The 15039-nt window shown below is 63.5% G+C and carries 15 protein-coding genes; 8 read left to right on the plus strand and 7 right to left on the minus strand.

Features of this window, described 5'->3' with window-relative positions; all coding sequences use genetic code 11:
• Positions 1–26: 26 nt before the first annotated feature.
• Positions 27–686, minus strand: a complete 660-nt coding sequence (locus AC1DLV_RS18120) for a GNAT family N-acetyltransferase (RefSeq protein ID WP_476801289.1) — start codon at positions 684–686, stop codon at positions 27–29.
• 153 nt (positions 687–839) lie between these two features.
• Here AC1DLV_RS18120 and AC1DLV_RS18125 point away from each other — a divergent pair, with 153 nt between their 5' ends.
• From AC1DLV_RS18125 to AC1DLV_RS18140, 4 genes are all read left to right on the plus strand, one after another.
• Positions 840–974: a hypothetical protein gene (locus AC1DLV_RS18125; RefSeq protein ID WP_269931796.1), complete on the plus strand. Its 135-nt coding sequence runs from the start codon at positions 840–842 to the stop codon at positions 972–974.
• Positions 975–1083: 109 nt separating this feature from the next.
• The gene (locus AC1DLV_RS18130; RefSeq protein WP_476801290.1) at positions 1084–2118 is read left to right on the plus strand and encodes an aspartate-semialdehyde dehydrogenase; all 1035 of its coding nucleotides are present in this window, start codon (positions 1084–1086) and stop codon (positions 2116–2118) included.
• Between the two features lie 5 nt (positions 2119–2123).
• Complete coding sequence (locus tag AC1DLV_RS18135; RefSeq protein WP_476801291.1) at positions 2124–2573, plus strand: N-acetyltransferase family protein; 450 nt, start codon at positions 2124–2126, stop codon at positions 2571–2573.
• Between the two features lie 189 nt (positions 2574–2762).
• Positions 2763–3668, plus strand: a complete 906-nt coding sequence (locus tag AC1DLV_RS18140; RefSeq protein ID WP_476801292.1) for a bestrophin family protein — start codon at positions 2763–2765, stop codon at positions 3666–3668.
• Here AC1DLV_RS18140 and AC1DLV_RS18145 read toward each other — a convergent pair.
• The 4 genes from AC1DLV_RS18145 to ffh all read right to left on the minus strand — a co-directional run bounded on the left by AC1DLV_RS18145 (position 3659) and on the right by ffh (position 6692).
• Positions 3659–4177, minus strand: a complete 519-nt coding sequence (locus AC1DLV_RS18145; RefSeq protein ID WP_476801293.1) for a cupin domain-containing protein — start codon at positions 4175–4177, stop codon at positions 3659–3661. The two genes, AC1DLV_RS18140 and AC1DLV_RS18145, sit on opposite strands and share 10 nt — an antisense overlap.
• A gap of 143 nt (positions 4178–4320) precedes the next feature.
• A complete protein-coding gene (gene rpsP / locus AC1DLV_RS18150) occupies positions 4321–4713 on the minus strand; it encodes a 30S ribosomal protein S16 (protein ID WP_476788135.1) in 393 nt (130 codons plus the stop codon).
• 55 nt (positions 4714–4768) lie between these two features.
• Complete coding sequence (locus AC1DLV_RS18155; protein ID WP_476783568.1) at positions 4769–5095, minus strand: chorismate mutase; 327 nt, start codon at positions 5093–5095, stop codon at positions 4769–4771.
• 10 nt (positions 5096–5105) lie between these two features.
• A complete protein-coding gene (ffh, locus tag AC1DLV_RS18160) occupies positions 5106–6692 on the minus strand; it encodes a signal recognition particle protein (RefSeq protein ID WP_476801294.1) in 1587 nt (528 codons plus the stop codon).
• Between the two features lie 343 nt (positions 6693–7035).
• Here ffh and AC1DLV_RS18165 point away from each other — a divergent pair, with 343 nt between their 5' ends.
• The 3 genes from AC1DLV_RS18165 (at position 7036) to AC1DLV_RS18175 (ending at position 10578) form a co-directional block, all read left to right on the plus strand.
• Positions 7036–8784: a putative bifunctional diguanylate cyclase/phosphodiesterase gene (locus tag AC1DLV_RS18165; protein ID WP_476801295.1), complete on the plus strand. Its 1749-nt coding sequence runs from the start codon at positions 7036–7038 to the stop codon at positions 8782–8784.
• Positions 8785–9128: 344 nt separating this feature from the next.
• Positions 9129–9947 carry a lytic murein transglycosylase gene (locus tag AC1DLV_RS18170; RefSeq protein ID WP_476801296.1) on the plus strand — a complete coding sequence of 273 codons (819 nt, stop codon included), beginning with the start codon at positions 9129–9131 and terminating at the stop codon, positions 9945–9947.
• Between the two features lie 112 nt (positions 9948–10059).
• Positions 10060–10578, plus strand: coding sequence for a hypothetical protein (locus AC1DLV_RS18175; RefSeq protein ID WP_476801297.1), 519 nt, complete (start codon positions 10060–10062; stop codon positions 10576–10578).
• Positions 10579–10721: 143 nt separating this feature from the next.
• On the opposite strand, the gene AC1DLV_RS18180 is transcribed toward AC1DLV_RS18175, so the two are convergent.
• Together AC1DLV_RS18180 and AC1DLV_RS18185 are read right to left on the minus strand one after the other, a co-directional pair.
• Positions 10722–11939 (minus strand): argininosuccinate synthase, encoded by a 1218-nt coding sequence (locus AC1DLV_RS18180; protein ID WP_476801298.1) that lies wholly within the window; start codon positions 11937–11939, stop codon positions 10722–10724.
• Between the two features lie 117 nt (positions 11940–12056).
• Positions 12057–14366 (minus strand): Tex family protein, encoded by a 2310-nt coding sequence (locus AC1DLV_RS18185; RefSeq protein WP_476801299.1) that lies wholly within the window; start codon positions 14364–14366, stop codon positions 12057–12059.
• Between the two features lie 193 nt (positions 14367–14559).
• Between AC1DLV_RS18185 and AC1DLV_RS18190 the strand changes: the two genes are divergently transcribed.
• Positions 14560–14913, plus strand: a complete 354-nt coding sequence (locus tag AC1DLV_RS18190) for a DUF423 domain-containing protein (protein WP_476801300.1) — start codon at positions 14560–14562, stop codon at positions 14911–14913.
• Positions 14914–15039: the final 126 nt, after the last annotated feature.

A 15039-nucleotide genomic window follows, 5' to 3' on the forward strand; every position in this document is an offset into this window, starting at 1 on the left:
TCGCGGCCAAGCGCGGCTGATGGAAGCTACAGATCGGCCCTGATTTCAATCATCGAGCGCAGCTGCCTGCCATCGCGGAAATTGGCGGGGTCGAGCCACTGCTCCATCGTTGCGCGGCGGGATGGCCACTCAAACGACAGCATCGAATACATGCAGATGTCTCTCGGCATGCCCTTGAGCAGCAATCCTTCGCGCAGCATCCCCTCATAGGTGAAACCGAGCCGATCGGCGGCGACGCGCGAACGGCTGTTTTGAGCAGTGCACGTCCATTCGAGGCGACGATAGCCAAGCTCCTCGAACACGTGGCGAATGACGAGATAGAGCGCCTCCGTCGCAAGCGTCGTGCGCTGGATCGCGCTGGTGAAGAGCACGTAGCCAAGCTCGACAACTTGATGCGCCACCCGGGCCTCCATCAGGCACAGCCAGCCCAGTATGGCGCCATCCAGATCGACAACCGCGAAAAACGCCCGCTTCGGGTCGGACACGAGATCGTCGATGTGCTTGGAAAAAGCAGCTTCGTCGGCAAACGGCCCGACCTTCATCTCGGCCCAGGTGGTTGCGACGTTTTCGTCATGCGAACGGCGATAAAGCGTCGAAGCATCCGACGCGTCCAGCGGGCGGAGGCTGCCATGGCGACCGTTGATGACTGCAGCTACCGGCACCTTCGCTTCGGCTGGCTTGCCCATCGGCTTCGTCCCGTCGGCTCAATGCATCGAGAGTATCCCGCCGAACATGCAAGGCAACTCTAATTTGACATCGACGGCGCAGCTTCAGGCGGCGTGCGCGATTGACTCTCCATACAAACCGGATAAAAGCGGCGGCGAACAGGGATCCCTCCGATGCGCGGCCTCTTGATGGCGCTTTTCGCATTCGACTTCCCCGGCCACGATGCCAACCATCGTGCCGGGCGCGGAGCCGCGTCCCTGCTTTCGACCAAAACCATGGCCAAAACCACCACCACCAAAACGGTGTGATTTCCCTTGGCCTGCTCACCCTCTCCCGGGTCCGGCCCGGGGGATGAAGCCCGCAACGGCCAGCGGGTTTTCTCCAAAAGCGAGCGGAGAGGGACAGGAGATTTTCGATATGGGTTTCAAGGTTGCAGTCGTCGGCGCCACGGGCAATGTCGGCAGGGAAATGCTCAACATCCTCGAGGAACGCGGCTTTCCGATCGATGAGATCGTGCCGCTGGCCTCGCGCCGCTCGCTCGGTTCCGAAGTGTCGTTCGGCGACAAGACCCTGAAGACCAAGGTGCTTGACCAGTATGATTTTTCCGACGTCGACATCTGCATCATGTCGGCGGGTGGCAATGTCTCCAAGGAATGGTCGCCCAAGATCGGCAAGCAGGGCTGCGTCGTCATCGATAACTCGTCCGCTTTCCGCTATGACCAGGACGTGCCGCTGATCGTGCCGGAAGTGAACCCGGATGCGATTTCCGGCTTCTCCAAGAAGAACATCATCGCCAACCCGAACTGCTCGACCGCCCAGCTGGTCGTGGCGCTGAAGCCGCTGCACGACGTGGCCAAGATCAAGCGCGTCGTGGTTGCCACCTACCAGTCCGTTTCGGGCGCCGGCAAGGAAGGCATGGACGAGCTGTTCACCCAGACACGCGCCGTGTTCGTGGCCGATTCGGTCGAGAACAAGAAGTTCACCAAGCGCATCGCCTTCAACGTCATTCCGCACATCGACGTCTTCATGGAAGACGGCTCCACCAAGGAAGAGTGGAAGATGGTCGCCGAGACCAAGAAGATGCTCGACCCCAAGATCAAGCTGACCGCGACCTGCGTGCGCGTGCCGGTGTTCATCGGCCACTCCGAAGCCGTCAACATCGAGTTCGAAAACCCGATCACCGCCGAAGAGGCGCGCGACATCCTGCGCGATGCGCCAGGCTGCCTTGTCATCGACAAGCATGAGGACGGCGGTTACGCCACCCCGCTCGACTCGGCAGGCGAAGACGCGACCTACATCTCGCGCATCCGGGAGGACCAGACCGTCGACAACGGCCTGTCGATGTGGATCGTCTCGGACAACCTGCGCAAGGGCGCTGCCCTCAACGCCGTCCAGATCGCCGAGCTTCTGGTCGAGCGTGGCCTGATCACGCCGAAGAAGAAGGCGGCCTGACGACAATGCCCGATGTCGTGCTGCGTCCGGCCAAGGCTCAAGACGCACACGACATCGCCCGCATCCTGAGGGCGGCGCTTGCCGCCTTCGACTGGATGCCCCAGCTGCACACACCTGATGAAGACCTGCGCTTCGTTGCGGGCTGCCTGCTCACCGAGCAGCAGGTCACCGTCGCAACGATCGAAGACAAGATTGTCGGCTTTGCCGCGGTCAAGGGCGACTGGCTCGAGCAGCTTTATCTCGATCCGGCCTGGACGGGACGCGGCATCGGCAGCCAGTTGCTGCGCCACGTGACCGCCCGAATGACTCACGTGAAACTTTTCTGCTTTGAGGCCAATGCCGGTGCACGACGTTTCTACGAGCGTCACGGCTTCATATCGGAAGAATTCGGCGATGGGTCCAGCAATGAAGAGGGGCTGCCGGATATCCGCTACGCGCGCGCCGGCACTCCGTAGACCGCCTACCCATGCGGGTAAAACGTCCCTCCTCCTCACGGATGGGGTTTCGTTGCAAAACCGCACAAGACCGGCAAGCGGCTGAAACAATTCGACGAAATCGCCACCATGTCGCGATTGAGCCGTGACTCCAGCACCCTCCCCGAAGCACAATGCCGCCTCACCATCGAGGCAAGAGGTACAGGCCATATGATCGTTCGTCCGCGCACCGGCCTGTTGAAGCTGTTCTTTGTCATGCGTGGATCGGTGGTACCCCGCATCCTGCCGCAGATCTTAGGCTTTGCGCTTTATGGCGCGCTGGTGGTGGCGGTGATCAAGGCGCTCAATCTCGATCTCGGCAATGCCGGCATGGCACCCTTCGCGCTGCTCGGCGTGGCGCTGTCGATCTATCTCGGCTTCCGCAACAACGCCGCCTATGACCGCTGGTGGGAGGCGCGCAAGCTGTGGGGCCAGCTCGTTTTCGAGATCAGGAACCTCTCCCGCGCCGCGACCGCGATGATTTCCGAACGTGACCAACTGCGGCCGCTGCTGATGGATTCGTTGGCATTCTGCCACTTCCTGCGCGGCGAGCTGCGCCGCATCGATACGCGGGAGGCTGCACGCCCCTTTGTCGGCAACGCTGTGGACGAGATTTTTGCCGCGACCAACAGGCCTGACGCCGTGATGCGGCGCATGGGTGGCAAGATCGGCGCGCTCAAGCAGGCAAAGGCCCTGGAGGCGATGGATTACCGCATCCTCGACGAGCGGCTGTCGGCGATTGCAGCACTTCAGGCCGGTTGCGAGCGCATCATGGGCACGCCCCTGCCCTTTGCCTACACGCTGCTTTTGCAGCGCACGGCTTATGTGTTCTGCCTGCTATTGCCATTCGGGCTGGCGGCTTCCGCCGGCTGGGCGACGCCGCTTTTCACAGCACTGATCGCCTACACCTTCTTTGGCCTCGACGCACTCTCCGAAGAACTGGAAGACCCCTTCGGCATGGAGGCCAACGACCTCGCGCTCGACGGCCTGTGCCGCGTCTGCGAAATCTCGGTGTTCGAAGCTCTCGGCGAGACGCCACCGCCGATGCTGGCGGCGGAGAATTTTTTCTATTCCTGACGAGCGCTTGAGGCCGTCAAATCGATGCCTTCCCAATAGTCCATGGTCGCCGCTTTCCGGTAACCCTCGCCGGTCAGCCTTACGCTGACCCTGCCCGACTCGGGATAGACGATGACATCGTTGGGATTGCGCTCGCCGATGATGAGATAGCGGCACGCGGCATCGGTGTGGTTGAACAGCGAGTGCCCAACCTTCTGGCCCGCCGGGAAGCAGACATAGTCGCCAGCCTTCATGACATAGGCCCGTGCGCCGAGCCTGAGCGTCAGTGCGCCTTCGAGGATATAGGCGTGCTCCTCCTCGAGCATGTGATAGTGCGACGGATTGGACTCCTTGCCCGGTGCAAGCTCTTCGAGTGCTACGCCGACATGGTCGCCGCCGCCAAAATTGGAGAGATGCCTGAAACTGCTGCCGAAACGCTCGCCCTGCGAAAAGGCTTCGAGCGGCGCCGTAGCAGCGGCAAAGGGCTCGGATACGCCATCGGCATTGAGTGCGGAAATCTTGTCGGACATGCGCGGCTCCTCCATTTGCAAATGGTGAGGCCCGCATTTCCAAAGGTCAAGCAAGGCGCAGAGCGCCATCGAAAACACCGGCCTGAAACGCAAAACGGCGGACCTTTCGGCCCGCCGTTTCCTTTCGCCAGACAGGCGAAAAATTACTCTGCCGAAGCTTCGGCCGGAGCGGCAGTCGCTGCAGCGATAGCGGCAGCAGCGTCTTCCTGTGCCTTCTTCAGTGCGGCAGCGCGCTCCTGGGCCTTCTTGCCCGGCTCGCCCTTGGTCAGGTTCGAGCGGGCTTCGCGCTTGACGATGCCAGCCTCGTCGAGGAAGCGGGCAACGCGGTCGGTCGGCAGCGCGCCGTTCGACAGCCAGTACTTGGCGCGGTCGGCGTCAACCTTCATGCGCTCGCCATCCTTGGGCAGCAGCGGGTTCCAGGCGCCGATCGCCTCGATGAAGCGGCCGTCGCGCGGGCTGCGGGCGTCAGCGATGACGATGTGGTAGTAGGGGCGCTTCTTGGAGCCGGCGCGGGCCAGGCGGATCTTAAGGGACATTGTCTTACTCCTGAATAGTTCTGTCTTGGGTTTGGTATGTTCTGCGTGTTCCGCCTCAGGCGGAGGTGGTCCTGTCTGAGCCGCCATTTCGTTCAGCGGCCAGCATTTCGTGGTGCCTGATCACCTCGCGGATGATGAAGTTCAAGAACTTCTCCGCGAAATCGGGATCGAGATGCGCGTCGTCGGCCAAACGCCTGAGACGTGCGATCTGGGACTGTTCGCGCGCCGGATCGGCCGGCGGCAGACCATGGGTCGCCTTGAGCACGCCGACTGCCTTGGTGCAGCGGAAGCGCTCGGCCAGCATGTGGATCAGGGCGGCATCGATATTGTCGATCGAAGCGCGCAGTTCCTGGAGCTGCGCCTGAGGATTGGTGTCGGTCATCGCGCGCTCCTCACTTCTTCTTGCCAAGGCCGGGCAGGCCGCCGCCAAGACCCGGAAGCTTCATGCCGCCAGGCAGGCCAGGCAAACCGCCGCCGCCCATGCCAGGGAGTCCGCCGCCCGGCAGGCCCTTGAGGCCTCCGCCGAGACCGGCCGCTTCGGCCTGCTTCTGCAAAGCTTCGAGCTGCTTGGGGTCCATCTTGGACAGGTCGGGCATGCCGCCCATACCACCCATGCCGCCAAGGCCCATCTTGGAGGCGAGGCCGCCCATCATGCCGCGCATCAGGCCACCGCCCTTGCCCTTGCCGCCCATGGCTTTCATCATGTCGGCCATCTGGCGGTGCATCTTGAGCAGCTTGTTGATTTCGGCAGCGTCGGTGCCGGAACCTGCGGCGATGCGCTTCTTGCGCGAGTGCTTCAGGACGTCGGGATTGGCGCGCTCGGCCTTGGTCATCGACGAGATGATGGCGATCTGGCGCCCGAACATCTTGTCGTCCAGCCCGGACGCGGCCATCTGGTCCTTCATCTTGCCCATGCCCGGCATCATTCCCATGATGCCGCCCATGCCGCCCATCTTCTGCATCTGGCCAAGCTGGTCGGCGAGATCGTTCAGATCGAACTTTCCCGACTGCATCTTCTTGGCCATCGCCGCGGCTTTTTCCGCGTCGATGTTTTCGGCAGCCTTCTCGACCAGCGAAACGATGTCGCCCATGCCGAGGATACGGTCGGCGATACGCTTGGGGTGGAATTCCTCCAGCGCATCCATCTTTTCGCCGGTACCGATCAGCTTGATCGGCTTGCCGGTGACGGCGCGCATCGAAAGGGCAGCACCGCCGCGGCCGTCGCCGTCCATGCGGGTCAGCACCAGGCCGGTGATGCCGACGCGGTCGTCGAAATTCTTGGCGAGGTTGACGGCGTCCTGACCGGTCAAGGAGTCGGCGACGAGCAGGATCTCATGCGGTTCCGACACCTTGCGGATGTCGGCCATCTCGACCATCAGCGGCTCGTCGATATGGGTACGACCAGCGGTATCGAGGATGACGACGTCATGTCCGCCGAGCTTGGCTGCCTGGACGGCGCGCTTGGCGATGTCGACCGGCGACTGGCCAGCGATGACGGGAAGGGTTGCGACCTTGGTCTGCTCGCCGAGCTGGCGCAGCTGCTCTTGCGCGGCCGGACGGCGCGTGTCGAGCGAGGCCATCAGGACCTTCTTGCCCTGGCGCTCGGTGAGGCGCTTGGCGATCTTGGCCGACGTCGTGGTCTTGCCCGAGCCCTGCAGGCCGACCATCATGATGACGACCGGGGCCGGCGCGTTGAGGTCGATGGCGACGCCCTCGGCGCCGAGCATCTCGATCAGCTCGTCATGGACGATCTTGACGACCATCTGTCCGGGCTTGATCGACTTCAGAACAGCAGCGCCAACGGCCTTTTCACGGACGCGGTCGGTGAAGGAGCGGACCACTTCGAGCGCGACGTCGGCCTCAAGCAAGGCACGACGAACCTCGCGCAGGGCTGCCGAGACGTCGGCCTCCGACAGTGCGCCACGGCCGGTCAGGCCGTTGAGGATCGTACCAAGCCGCTCTTGCAGCGATTCAAACATTCGACTTCCCTTCTCTCAGCCAACCGGTGTCGAACCGAGAGGTAATGCCTCAGCGCGCATGAACCAAACCAAAAAGCACCCGGGGGCGCACTGCGCTGCCGGGTGTTGGCCTCCGGGATCATATGTACCACTAGGGTGTCCCGGTCGGCCGCTCGGAGTGGAACTCGTCGCGGAATTTGTGGGCTGTAGACAGGAAAACGGCTTGAGAGTCAAGCGCAGGCGTATTCCTGCGACGCTTCAGCTATATATACCCAGCACAACACTCAGGCCCTGTTAAGACTTGCCGATTAGGGTGCCGGACTGCCGGGGGGCTGTATGTATTATTATAGGGTATTTTACCACCATGTGTGACCATGCGGGCGGCTCGCATGTCGTTTCCGAAGGGGGCGGTCGCTTATTCGGCGACGACACGCTGCTTGCCGGCTTCGCAGAGAACATCGAATTCGGGCTGGTCGTCATCGACGCCAGTGGCAGGATCACCTACGTCAACAAGTCGGCCGAACGCATATTCGGCTATGACCGGACCGAGATGATCGGCCACACGCTCGATCTGATCATTCCGCCAAGGCTGCGCGGCGCCCACAATGCCGGCATTGCCCGCGTTGGCACGGGCGGACCGTCGAAGCTGAACGGCAAGACGGTGGAAGTGGCGGCACTTCGGCGCGACGGCAGCGAATTCCCCATAGAGCTTTCGTTTTCGATCTGGAGCGGGCCGAATGGCATCGCCATGGGCGGCATCATCCGCGACATCTCGGAGCGGCGGCAGCGCGACATGCGGCTGCATCGCCTGGCGCATCAGGATACGCTGACCGGCATGCCGAACCGCTTCCAGTTCGACATGCAGCTCGAAGACGCACTGGCGGCGGGCGAAGCGACCGGGATATTGCTGCTCGACCTCGACGGGTTCAAAAAGGTCAACGACACGCTCGGCCACGCCACCGGCGACACGCTGCTACAGGCATTGGCCGTGCGGCTGCCGGCCGCGCTCGACGCCACCGCCGTGGTGGCCCGGTTCGGCAGCGACGAATTCGCGGTGCTTTTGCGCGGTATCGACAATCCCGCCATTGTCGCGGAAGCGGCAAACAGCCTGCTCCAGTCCTTCGAAAAGCCGTTCGAGATCGGCGACCACCTGCTCAAGCTCGGTGTCAGCATCGGCGGTGCGGTGGCCCCCGGCGACGGCGGCGATGCCGAGGAGCTGCTGGCAAGCGCTGACCTGGCGCTTTACCGGGCACGACAGCGCGGCGGCAGCTATCGCATGTTCGAGCCGGGCATGCGCAACGCCGTTGCCGCGCGCCGTGCCTTGAAAGACGAGCTTTTGCACGCCATCGGCGCCAGGGAATTCGTGCTGCACTACCAGCCGCAGGTTTGCCTGGAGACAGGCCGCGTGCTGGGCGCCGAAGCGCTGCTGCGCTGGCGCCACCCCTCGCGGGGACTGCTCGAACCGGCCGATTTCCTGGCCGTGCTCGAAACGCATACGGGCGCGTTGACCGTAGGTGGCTGGATCCTCGACGAGGCCTGCCGCCAATTGGCCGAATGGCGCGCCCACGGCCTCCCCCCGATCAGCATGGCCGTCAATCTGTTTGCGGTGCAGGTCAAGGCAGGCAATCTGGCGGAGACGGTTCTGACGACGCTGGCACGCCACAAATTGCCAGCCAAGGCGCTCGAGCTTGAGGTCATCGAAACCATCGCGCTCGACTATGAGGAGCGCACTTTGGCGCCGTTCCGCAAGCTCGCCAAGGCGGGCGTCGGTCTCGCCTTCGACGATTTCGGCACCGGACATGCCGCGCTCAGCACCATCAAGCGCTTTCCGCTCACCGTCCTCAAAGTCGACCGCAGCTTCGTCCGCGACATGCTCCGCAACCGGCAGGACGCCGCGATCGTGCGGGCGGTACTTGGCATGGCCAAGGATATGGGGCTTGCCGTCGTCGCCGAGGGCGTCGAGACGCGGGCACAAGAAGCGGCGCTTTATGCCATGGGCTGCCGAAGGGGCCAGGGCTACCTCTATTCCAAGGCGCTGCCAGCGGCGGATTTCGAACAATTGATGAAGCGGTCGGCAAAGGCTGGCGGAAAGAAACCGTCGAAGCGGTTTTGATCGAAGTCCCCGGTCGCGGAGGACTCTGTCGCGCCGTTATGCTCGCGATTTGCAGGGATGGTCCAGGTGCAGCGGCCCATTCGGACGAGCGCCTTGAGCTCAACCCTGCCGCGTGTGGCGTTTTTGCCGCCGAAATGCGCAAAACCAGCGCAGACGATCAAAACATCGACATCTCGCGAGGTTTTTCCCGCTCTCGCCACATTCGCTGCTTGATCCTATGCGAGTTTTTTGCCACCAGCCCTTGCAATACACGGGGACGTAAACGCCTTCTTAACGATGACGAGAGAGCGTGCGGCTGGCAACATCCCTCCCAAGGGCATTGATTCAGGCATCAGGAGAACAGCATGGCAATACTTGCCAAGGTGAAGATTTTTGCTGCGGCCACCGCCATGCTGGCGGTTACGGCTGGCGGCGCATATGCGGCGCAGTGCGGCAACAACGCGGGCGGCTTCGAGGCATGGAAAGCTTCGTTTGCGCAAGAGGCGGCGGCCAACGGCATCAAGGCCAATGCGCTCAACGCGCTGGCCAGCACGACTTACGCCACCAAGACCATTTACGCCGACCGCAACCAGAAGAGCTTCAAGCTCTCGCTCGACCAGTTCATGGCCAAGCGCGGCGGCAAGACGATTGCTTCCAAGGGCAAGACCTTCAAGAAGCAGAATGCAGCCTTGTTCCAGAGCATCGAGGCCCGCTACGGCGTGCCGGCCGGCCCGCTGATCGCGATCTGGGGCATGGAAACAGGCTTCGGCGCCTTCTTGGGCAACCAGCACACGCTCTCGGCCGTGGCGACGCTCGCCTATGACTGCCGTCGTACGGAATATTTCACAGATCAACTCTATGCCGCGCTCAAGCTCGTCCAGAGCGGCACGCTCGCACCCAACGCCATCGGCGCTGCCCATGGCGAGATCGGCCAGACCCAGTTTCTGCCGGTCAACGTGCTGAAATACGGCGCCGACGGCGACGGCAATGGCAAGATCGACATGGTCCGCTCCAAGGCCGACGCTTTGGCATCGACCGCCAACTTCCTGCGCGGCCATGGCTGGCAAGCCGGCGCCGGCTACCAGCCTGGCCAGCCCAATTTCGCGGCCCTGCAGGGCTGGAACGCGGCCAGCGTCTACCAGCAGGCCATCGCCATCATCGGCGCCGAGATCGACGGCAACTGACCACCTTGTCAGGATGCTCTCCTGGCGCCCTGGCGAAGTCGAACTCATCGGCGCATATTGAACGAACCCGGCGGCGACGCCGGGTTTTTTCGCATCTGCCGAGGAACGAACGATGAACGCATTCAGCGAATTGCCGGCCGATCTCTCGGCTTTCGGCACGGTGGAGGGCTACAGCCACTATCCCAAGACGGTCACGCCGAGATCGCCGGTTCCAGCGGGCGGCGGCCTGCTGAAATGGTACGATATCGCCGAAGAAGCAACGCCGGTCGCACGCGAGACCTGCGCCTTGGCGCAACGTTTCCTCGCGGCCAAGACGGTGACGGGGCGGCTCAACGTCAAGGGCGAGCTGGGTTTTGTGATCCTGCACCGCTGCGGCGGTGATTTTCACTTCCTGCTGGTGAGTTCGTGGCGCAACGCCAACGAGATGTGGGAAACGGTTTACGCCAAGACGACTGATGCGCCCGATTTCTCGCAGTTTGCGCTGCCCGGGCCGCACCACGCGACCTTCTGCGTCTGGGAACTGGCAGCGGTCAACCACGAGCGCCAGGCGTTCAGCCGCTATCTCTATTCAACACGCGATGACGCGGCCAAGCGGGCTTATCTCGGGGATATGTATGAAGGAGAGGCGTAGCCTCTTCCTCCTCCCCGTTCACGGGGAGAAGGTGGCCCGAAGGGCCGGATGAGGGGCAGGGCCGACTTCTGAGAGGCATGCGCTGCCCCTCATCTGCCTGCCGCCATCTTCTCCCCGTAGAACGGGGAGAAGAAAGGCTGTCATCAGCGGTTGCGCGCGGCGAGCGTGCGCAGGCGCAGCGCGTTGAGCTTGATGAAGCCGGCGGCGTCCTTCTGGTCGTAGGCGCCCTGGTCGTCTTCGAAGGTGACAAGCTTGTCGGAGTAGAGCGACTTCGCGCTCTCGCGGCCGATGACCATGACGTTGCCCTTGTAGAGCTTGAGCGTCACTTCGCCTTCGACATGCTCCTGGCTCCTGTCGATCGCCGCCTGCAGCATCTCGCGCTCCGGCGAGAACCAGAAGCCGTAATAGATCAGCTCGGCGTAGCGCGGCATCAGCTCGTCCTTGAGGTGCGCGGCACCACGGTCGAGCGTGATCGACTCGATGGCCCGGTGCGCCTGAAGCAGGATCGTGCCGCCAGGGGTCTCGTAGACGCCACGCGACTTCATGCCGACGAAGCGGTTTTCGACCAGGTCGAGGCGGCCGATGCCGTTGTCGCGGCCATAGTCGTTGAGCTTGGCGAGCAGGCTTGCCGGCGACAGGCGCTCGCCGTTGATCGAGACGGCGTCACCCTTTTCGAAGCCGACCTTGATGATGGTCGCCTTGTCGGGCGCTGCCTCAGGCGAAATCGTGCGCATGTGCACGTATTCGGGCGCTTCGACGGCCGGATCTTCGAGCACCTTGCCCTCGGAGGACGAGTGCAGGAGGTTGGCGTCGACGGAGAAGGGAGCTTCGCCCTTCTTGTCCTTGGCGACCGGGATCTGGTGCTTTTCGGCGAAGTCGAGCAAGTCGGTGCGCGACTTGAACGTCCAGTCGCGCCACGGCGCGATGATCTTGATGTCGGGGTTCAGCGCATAGGCCGACAGCTCGAAGCGAACCTGGTCATTGCCCTTGCCGGTGGCGCCATGGGCGATGGCGTCGGCGCCGGTCTGCCTGGCGATCTCGACGAGGTGTTTTGAGATGAGCGGGCGGGCAATCGAGGTGCCGAGCAGGTAGACGCCCTCATAGACGGCATTGGCGCGGAACATCGGGAAGACGAAGTCGCGGACGAATTCCTCGCGCACGTCTTCGATGAAGATCTCCTTGATGCCGAGCATCTCGGCCTTCTTGCGCGCCGGCTCGAGTTCTTCGCCCTGGCCGAGGTCGGCGGTGAAGGTGACAACCTCCGCATTGAGCTCGGTCTGCAGCCACTTCAGGATGATCGATGTGTCGAGGCCGCCGGAATAGGCGAGCACGACCTTCTTGACGTCTTTCCACTTGGACATGGGATCACGGCACCTTTCGCATGCGGCCCTGGGGCCGCGTTTTCCGCGGCTTTCTTAGCAGGAATGCCGTTGCGGGCAAGGGTAGACAAGCGAAGGGGCGCTTGCGCGCCCCTGCCCTCATTTGCGTTTCATCGCCTCCAGCAGTGCCGCACCGAAGGCGCCTTGCTGGTCCGCCTTGTTTGGCTGCGGCTTGGGCGAAGAGTTGGAGTACTTCATGTCGCGGGCCCTGGCGGGTGCTGCCGACCGTGGTGCCGGCTCGCCGCCGTCCTTGCGCATGGTGAGCCCAATGCGCTTGCGCGGAATGTCGACCTCAACGACGCGGACTTTCACCACGTCGCCGGCTTTCACCACCTCATGCGGGTCCTTCACGAACTTGTCGGCCAGCTGCGAGACATGGACGAGCCCGTCCTGGTGCACGCCGATGTCGACGAAGGCGCCGAAGGCGGCAACGTTGGTGACGGTACCTTCGAGCAGCATGCCCGGTTTCAGATCCTTGATATCGTCGACGCCGTCGGCAAAGGTCGCCGTCTTGAAGCCCGGACGCGGATCGCGGCCCGGTTTTTCCAGCTCGGCGATGATGTCGCGCACCGTCGGCAGACCGAAACGCTCGTCGACAAACGCGCGGGGGTCGATCGCCTTCAACGCAGCACTATCGCCCATCAGCTGGCGCAAATCGCGGCCGCAGGACGCCACGATCTTCTTGGCCACGCCATAGGCTTCGGGGTGGACAGACGACGCATCGAGCGGTTCCTTGCCGTCGCGGATGCGCAGGAAGCCGGCGCATTGCTCGAAGGCGCGCTGGCCAAGGCGCGGCACGGCGAGCAGGTCGCGGCGCGTGGCAAACGCGCCCGAGGCATCGCGATAGGCGACGATCGACTCTGCAAGAGACGGCCCGAGGCCTGACACGCGCGCCAGAAGCGGCGCAGACGCCGTATTGAGATCGACGCCGACGGCGTTCACCGCGTCTTCGACCACCGCTTCCAGCGAACGGCCGAGCCGGTACTGATCGACGTCGTGCTGGTACTGGCCGACGCCGATCGACTTGGGCTCGATCTTGACCAGCTCGGCGAGCGGGTCCTGCAGGCGGCGCGCAATGGAGACGGCACCGCGCAGCGACACGTCGAGGTTGGGGAATTCGGCGGCAGCCGTGGCGGAGGCCGAATAGACCGACGCGCCGGCCTCGCTGACGATGACCTTGGTCGGCTTGGTTCCCGGCATTTCCGTCAGCATGTCGGCGACAAGGCGCTCGGTCTCGCGGCTGCCGGTGCCGTTGCCGATGGCGATCAGCTCGACCTTGTGGCGGATGATCAGCCGGGCAAGCTCGGCCTGGGTGCCGCGCACATCGTTCTTCGGCGGGAACGGATAGACGGTCGTGGTGTCGAGCACCTTGCCGGTGGCGTCGATGATCGCGACCTTGACGCCGGTGCGAATGCCCGGATCGAGCCCCATGGTGGCGCGCGAGCCGGCTGGAGCGGCCAACAGCAGATCCTTGAGGTTGCGCGAAAAGACGCGGATCGCCTCTTCTTCGGCGGCCTCGCGCAGGTCGCGCATCAGGTCGAGCGAAAGCGACAGCGACAGTTTCACCCGCCAGGTCCATCCGGCGACAGTCATCAGCCACTGGTCGCCGGGAAGTGTTGCGCCAATCGCATAGGCGGCGGCGATCATCCGCTCCACCGGCTTGACCGGCGAGGTGTCGTCGGCATCGATCTCGAGGTCGAGCGAGAGCACATCCTCGTTGCGGCCGCGCAGCATGGCGAGCGCGCGGTGGCTCGGAACGTTCGCCCAGCGCTCGGAATGGTCGAAATAGTCGGAGAACTTGGCGCCGGCCTCCTGCTTGCCATCGACGACGCGGGCGCGCATCACCGCGCGCTCCTTCATGTGGGTGCGCAGGCGGCCCAGAAGCTCGGCGTTTTCCGAAATGCCTTCGGCGACGATGTCGCGCGCGCCTTCAAGCGCTGCCTTCACATCGGCGACGTCGCCAGCGACATAGGCAACGGCGAGTTCGGCGGGCACGAGGCTGCGATCAGCGAGGATGGCTTCGGCGAGTGGCCCGAGGCCGCGCTCCCTGGCGATTTCCGCCTTGGTGCGGCGCTTGGGCTTGTAGGGCAGGTAGATGTCCTCGAGCTCGGCCTTGGTGGTGACGGTGGCGATGCGGATCGCCAGATCGTCGGTCAGCTTGCCCTGGCTTGTGATGGATTCGACGATCGCCGCGCGCCGCGCTTCAAGCTCGCGCAGATAAGCGAGGCGCTCGGACAGATTGCGCAGCTGGGTGTCGTCGAGGCCGCCAGTCACTTCCTTGCGGTAGCGCGCGACGAAGGGAACGGTCGCGCCCTCGTCGAGCAGTCCGACAGCGGCCACGACCTGCTCGGGCTTCGCATTGATCTCGGCCGCGATGATCGCGGCGATTTTCCTGTTGTCGCCAGCCATGGAATCCTGGTGCCTGTTGAACGGTGCGCGAACATAGTGACTGCGGGGCAGAACGCCAAACGGCCAATCAGCCGCGCCTGTTCAAGGTCCACAGGAAAGCGGCCATCCTGCGGCAATCGGCGCAGCTAGCCCCAAGATCATTTCGTGGCGCCGAAGCTATATGCTACCGCCAAGCGAAGACGGGAGCGAACGAATGAAGTTTGACAGGGTGCTATTTGCGGCAGGCGCGCTGTTTGGTGCTGCGGGCGTCGCGCTGTCGGCGGCGGCAACCCATGGCGGCAGCGCCAATGTCGCGACCGCTGCCAATTTCCTGCTCTTTCACGCCTCTGCGCTGATCGCGCTGTCGCTGGTGGTCGCAAGCAGCAGAATTCTCCACATTGGCGCAGCCATTCTTCTCGTGGCGGTCCTGCTGTTTTCCGGCGACCTTATTGCCCGCGACTATCTCGGCCAGCGCCTGTTTCCCTTCGCCGCTCCTGTCGGCGGCACCGGCATGATCCTGGGCTGGCTGATGCTGGCCGTTGGCGGGCTGTTTGCCCGCAGAAACTAGCCTTGGTCAGGATTGCGCTGCCCCTCATCCGCCTGCCGGCACCTTCTCCCCGTAAGGACGGGGAGAAGGGGAATTTCCGCAGCGCTGACGCTGCCCTCGCCACCCGTGGGAGAAGGACGAAGCTCC

It is taken from the genome of Aminobacter sp. 01T433, from assembly GCF_056398585.1.

Bases quoted from the DNA above. Each gene is read 5' to 3' on its own strand.
- AC1DLV_RS18120 (WP_476801289.1), bottom strand. From the start codon at position 686: ATGGGCAAGCCAGCCGAAGCGAAGGTGCCGGTAGCTGCAGTCATCAAC.
- AC1DLV_RS18125 (WP_269931796.1), top strand. From the start codon at position 840: ATGCGCGGCCTCTTGATGGCGCTTTTCGCATTCGACTTCCCCGGCCAC.
- AC1DLV_RS18130 (WP_476801290.1), top strand. From the start codon at position 1,084: ATGGGTTTCAAGGTTGCAGTCGTCGGCGCCACGGGCAATGTCGGCAGG.
- AC1DLV_RS18135 (WP_476801291.1), top strand. From the start codon at position 2,124: ATGCCCGATGTCGTGCTGCGTCCGGCCAAGGCTCAAGACGCACACGAC.
- AC1DLV_RS18140 (WP_476801292.1), top strand. From the start codon at position 2,763: ATGATCGTTCGTCCGCGCACCGGCCTGTTGAAGCTGTTCTTTGTCATG.
- AC1DLV_RS18145 (WP_476801293.1), bottom strand. From the start codon at position 4,177: ATGTCCGACAAGATTTCCGCACTCAATGCCGATGGCGTATCCGAGCCC.
- rpsP (WP_476788135.1), bottom strand. From the start codon at position 4,713: ATGTCCCTTAAGATCCGCCTGGCCCGCGCCGGCTCCAAGAAGCGCCCC.
- AC1DLV_RS18155 (WP_476783568.1), bottom strand. From the start codon at position 5,095: ATGACCGACACCAATCCTCAGGCGCAGCTCCAGGAACTGCGCGCTTCG.
- ffh (WP_476801294.1), bottom strand. From the start codon at position 6,692: ATGTTTGAATCGCTGCAAGAGCGGCTTGGTACGATCCTCAACGGCCTG.
- AC1DLV_RS18165 (WP_476801295.1), top strand. From the start codon at position 7,036: ATGTGTGACCATGCGGGCGGCTCGCATGTCGTTTCCGAAGGGGGCGGT.
- AC1DLV_RS18170 (WP_476801296.1), top strand. From the start codon at position 9,129: ATGGCAATACTTGCCAAGGTGAAGATTTTTGCTGCGGCCACCGCCATG.
- AC1DLV_RS18175 (WP_476801297.1), top strand. From the start codon at position 10,060: ATGAACGCATTCAGCGAATTGCCGGCCGATCTCTCGGCTTTCGGCACG.
- AC1DLV_RS18180 (WP_476801298.1), bottom strand. From the start codon at position 11,939: ATGTCCAAGTGGAAAGACGTCAAGAAGGTCGTGCTCGCCTATTCCGGC.
- AC1DLV_RS18185 (WP_476801299.1), bottom strand. From the start codon at position 14,366: ATGGCTGGCGACAACAGGAAAATCGCCGCGATCATCGCGGCCGAGATC.
- AC1DLV_RS18190 (WP_476801300.1), top strand. From the start codon at position 14,560: ATGAAGTTTGACAGGGTGCTATTTGCGGCAGGCGCGCTGTTTGGTGCT.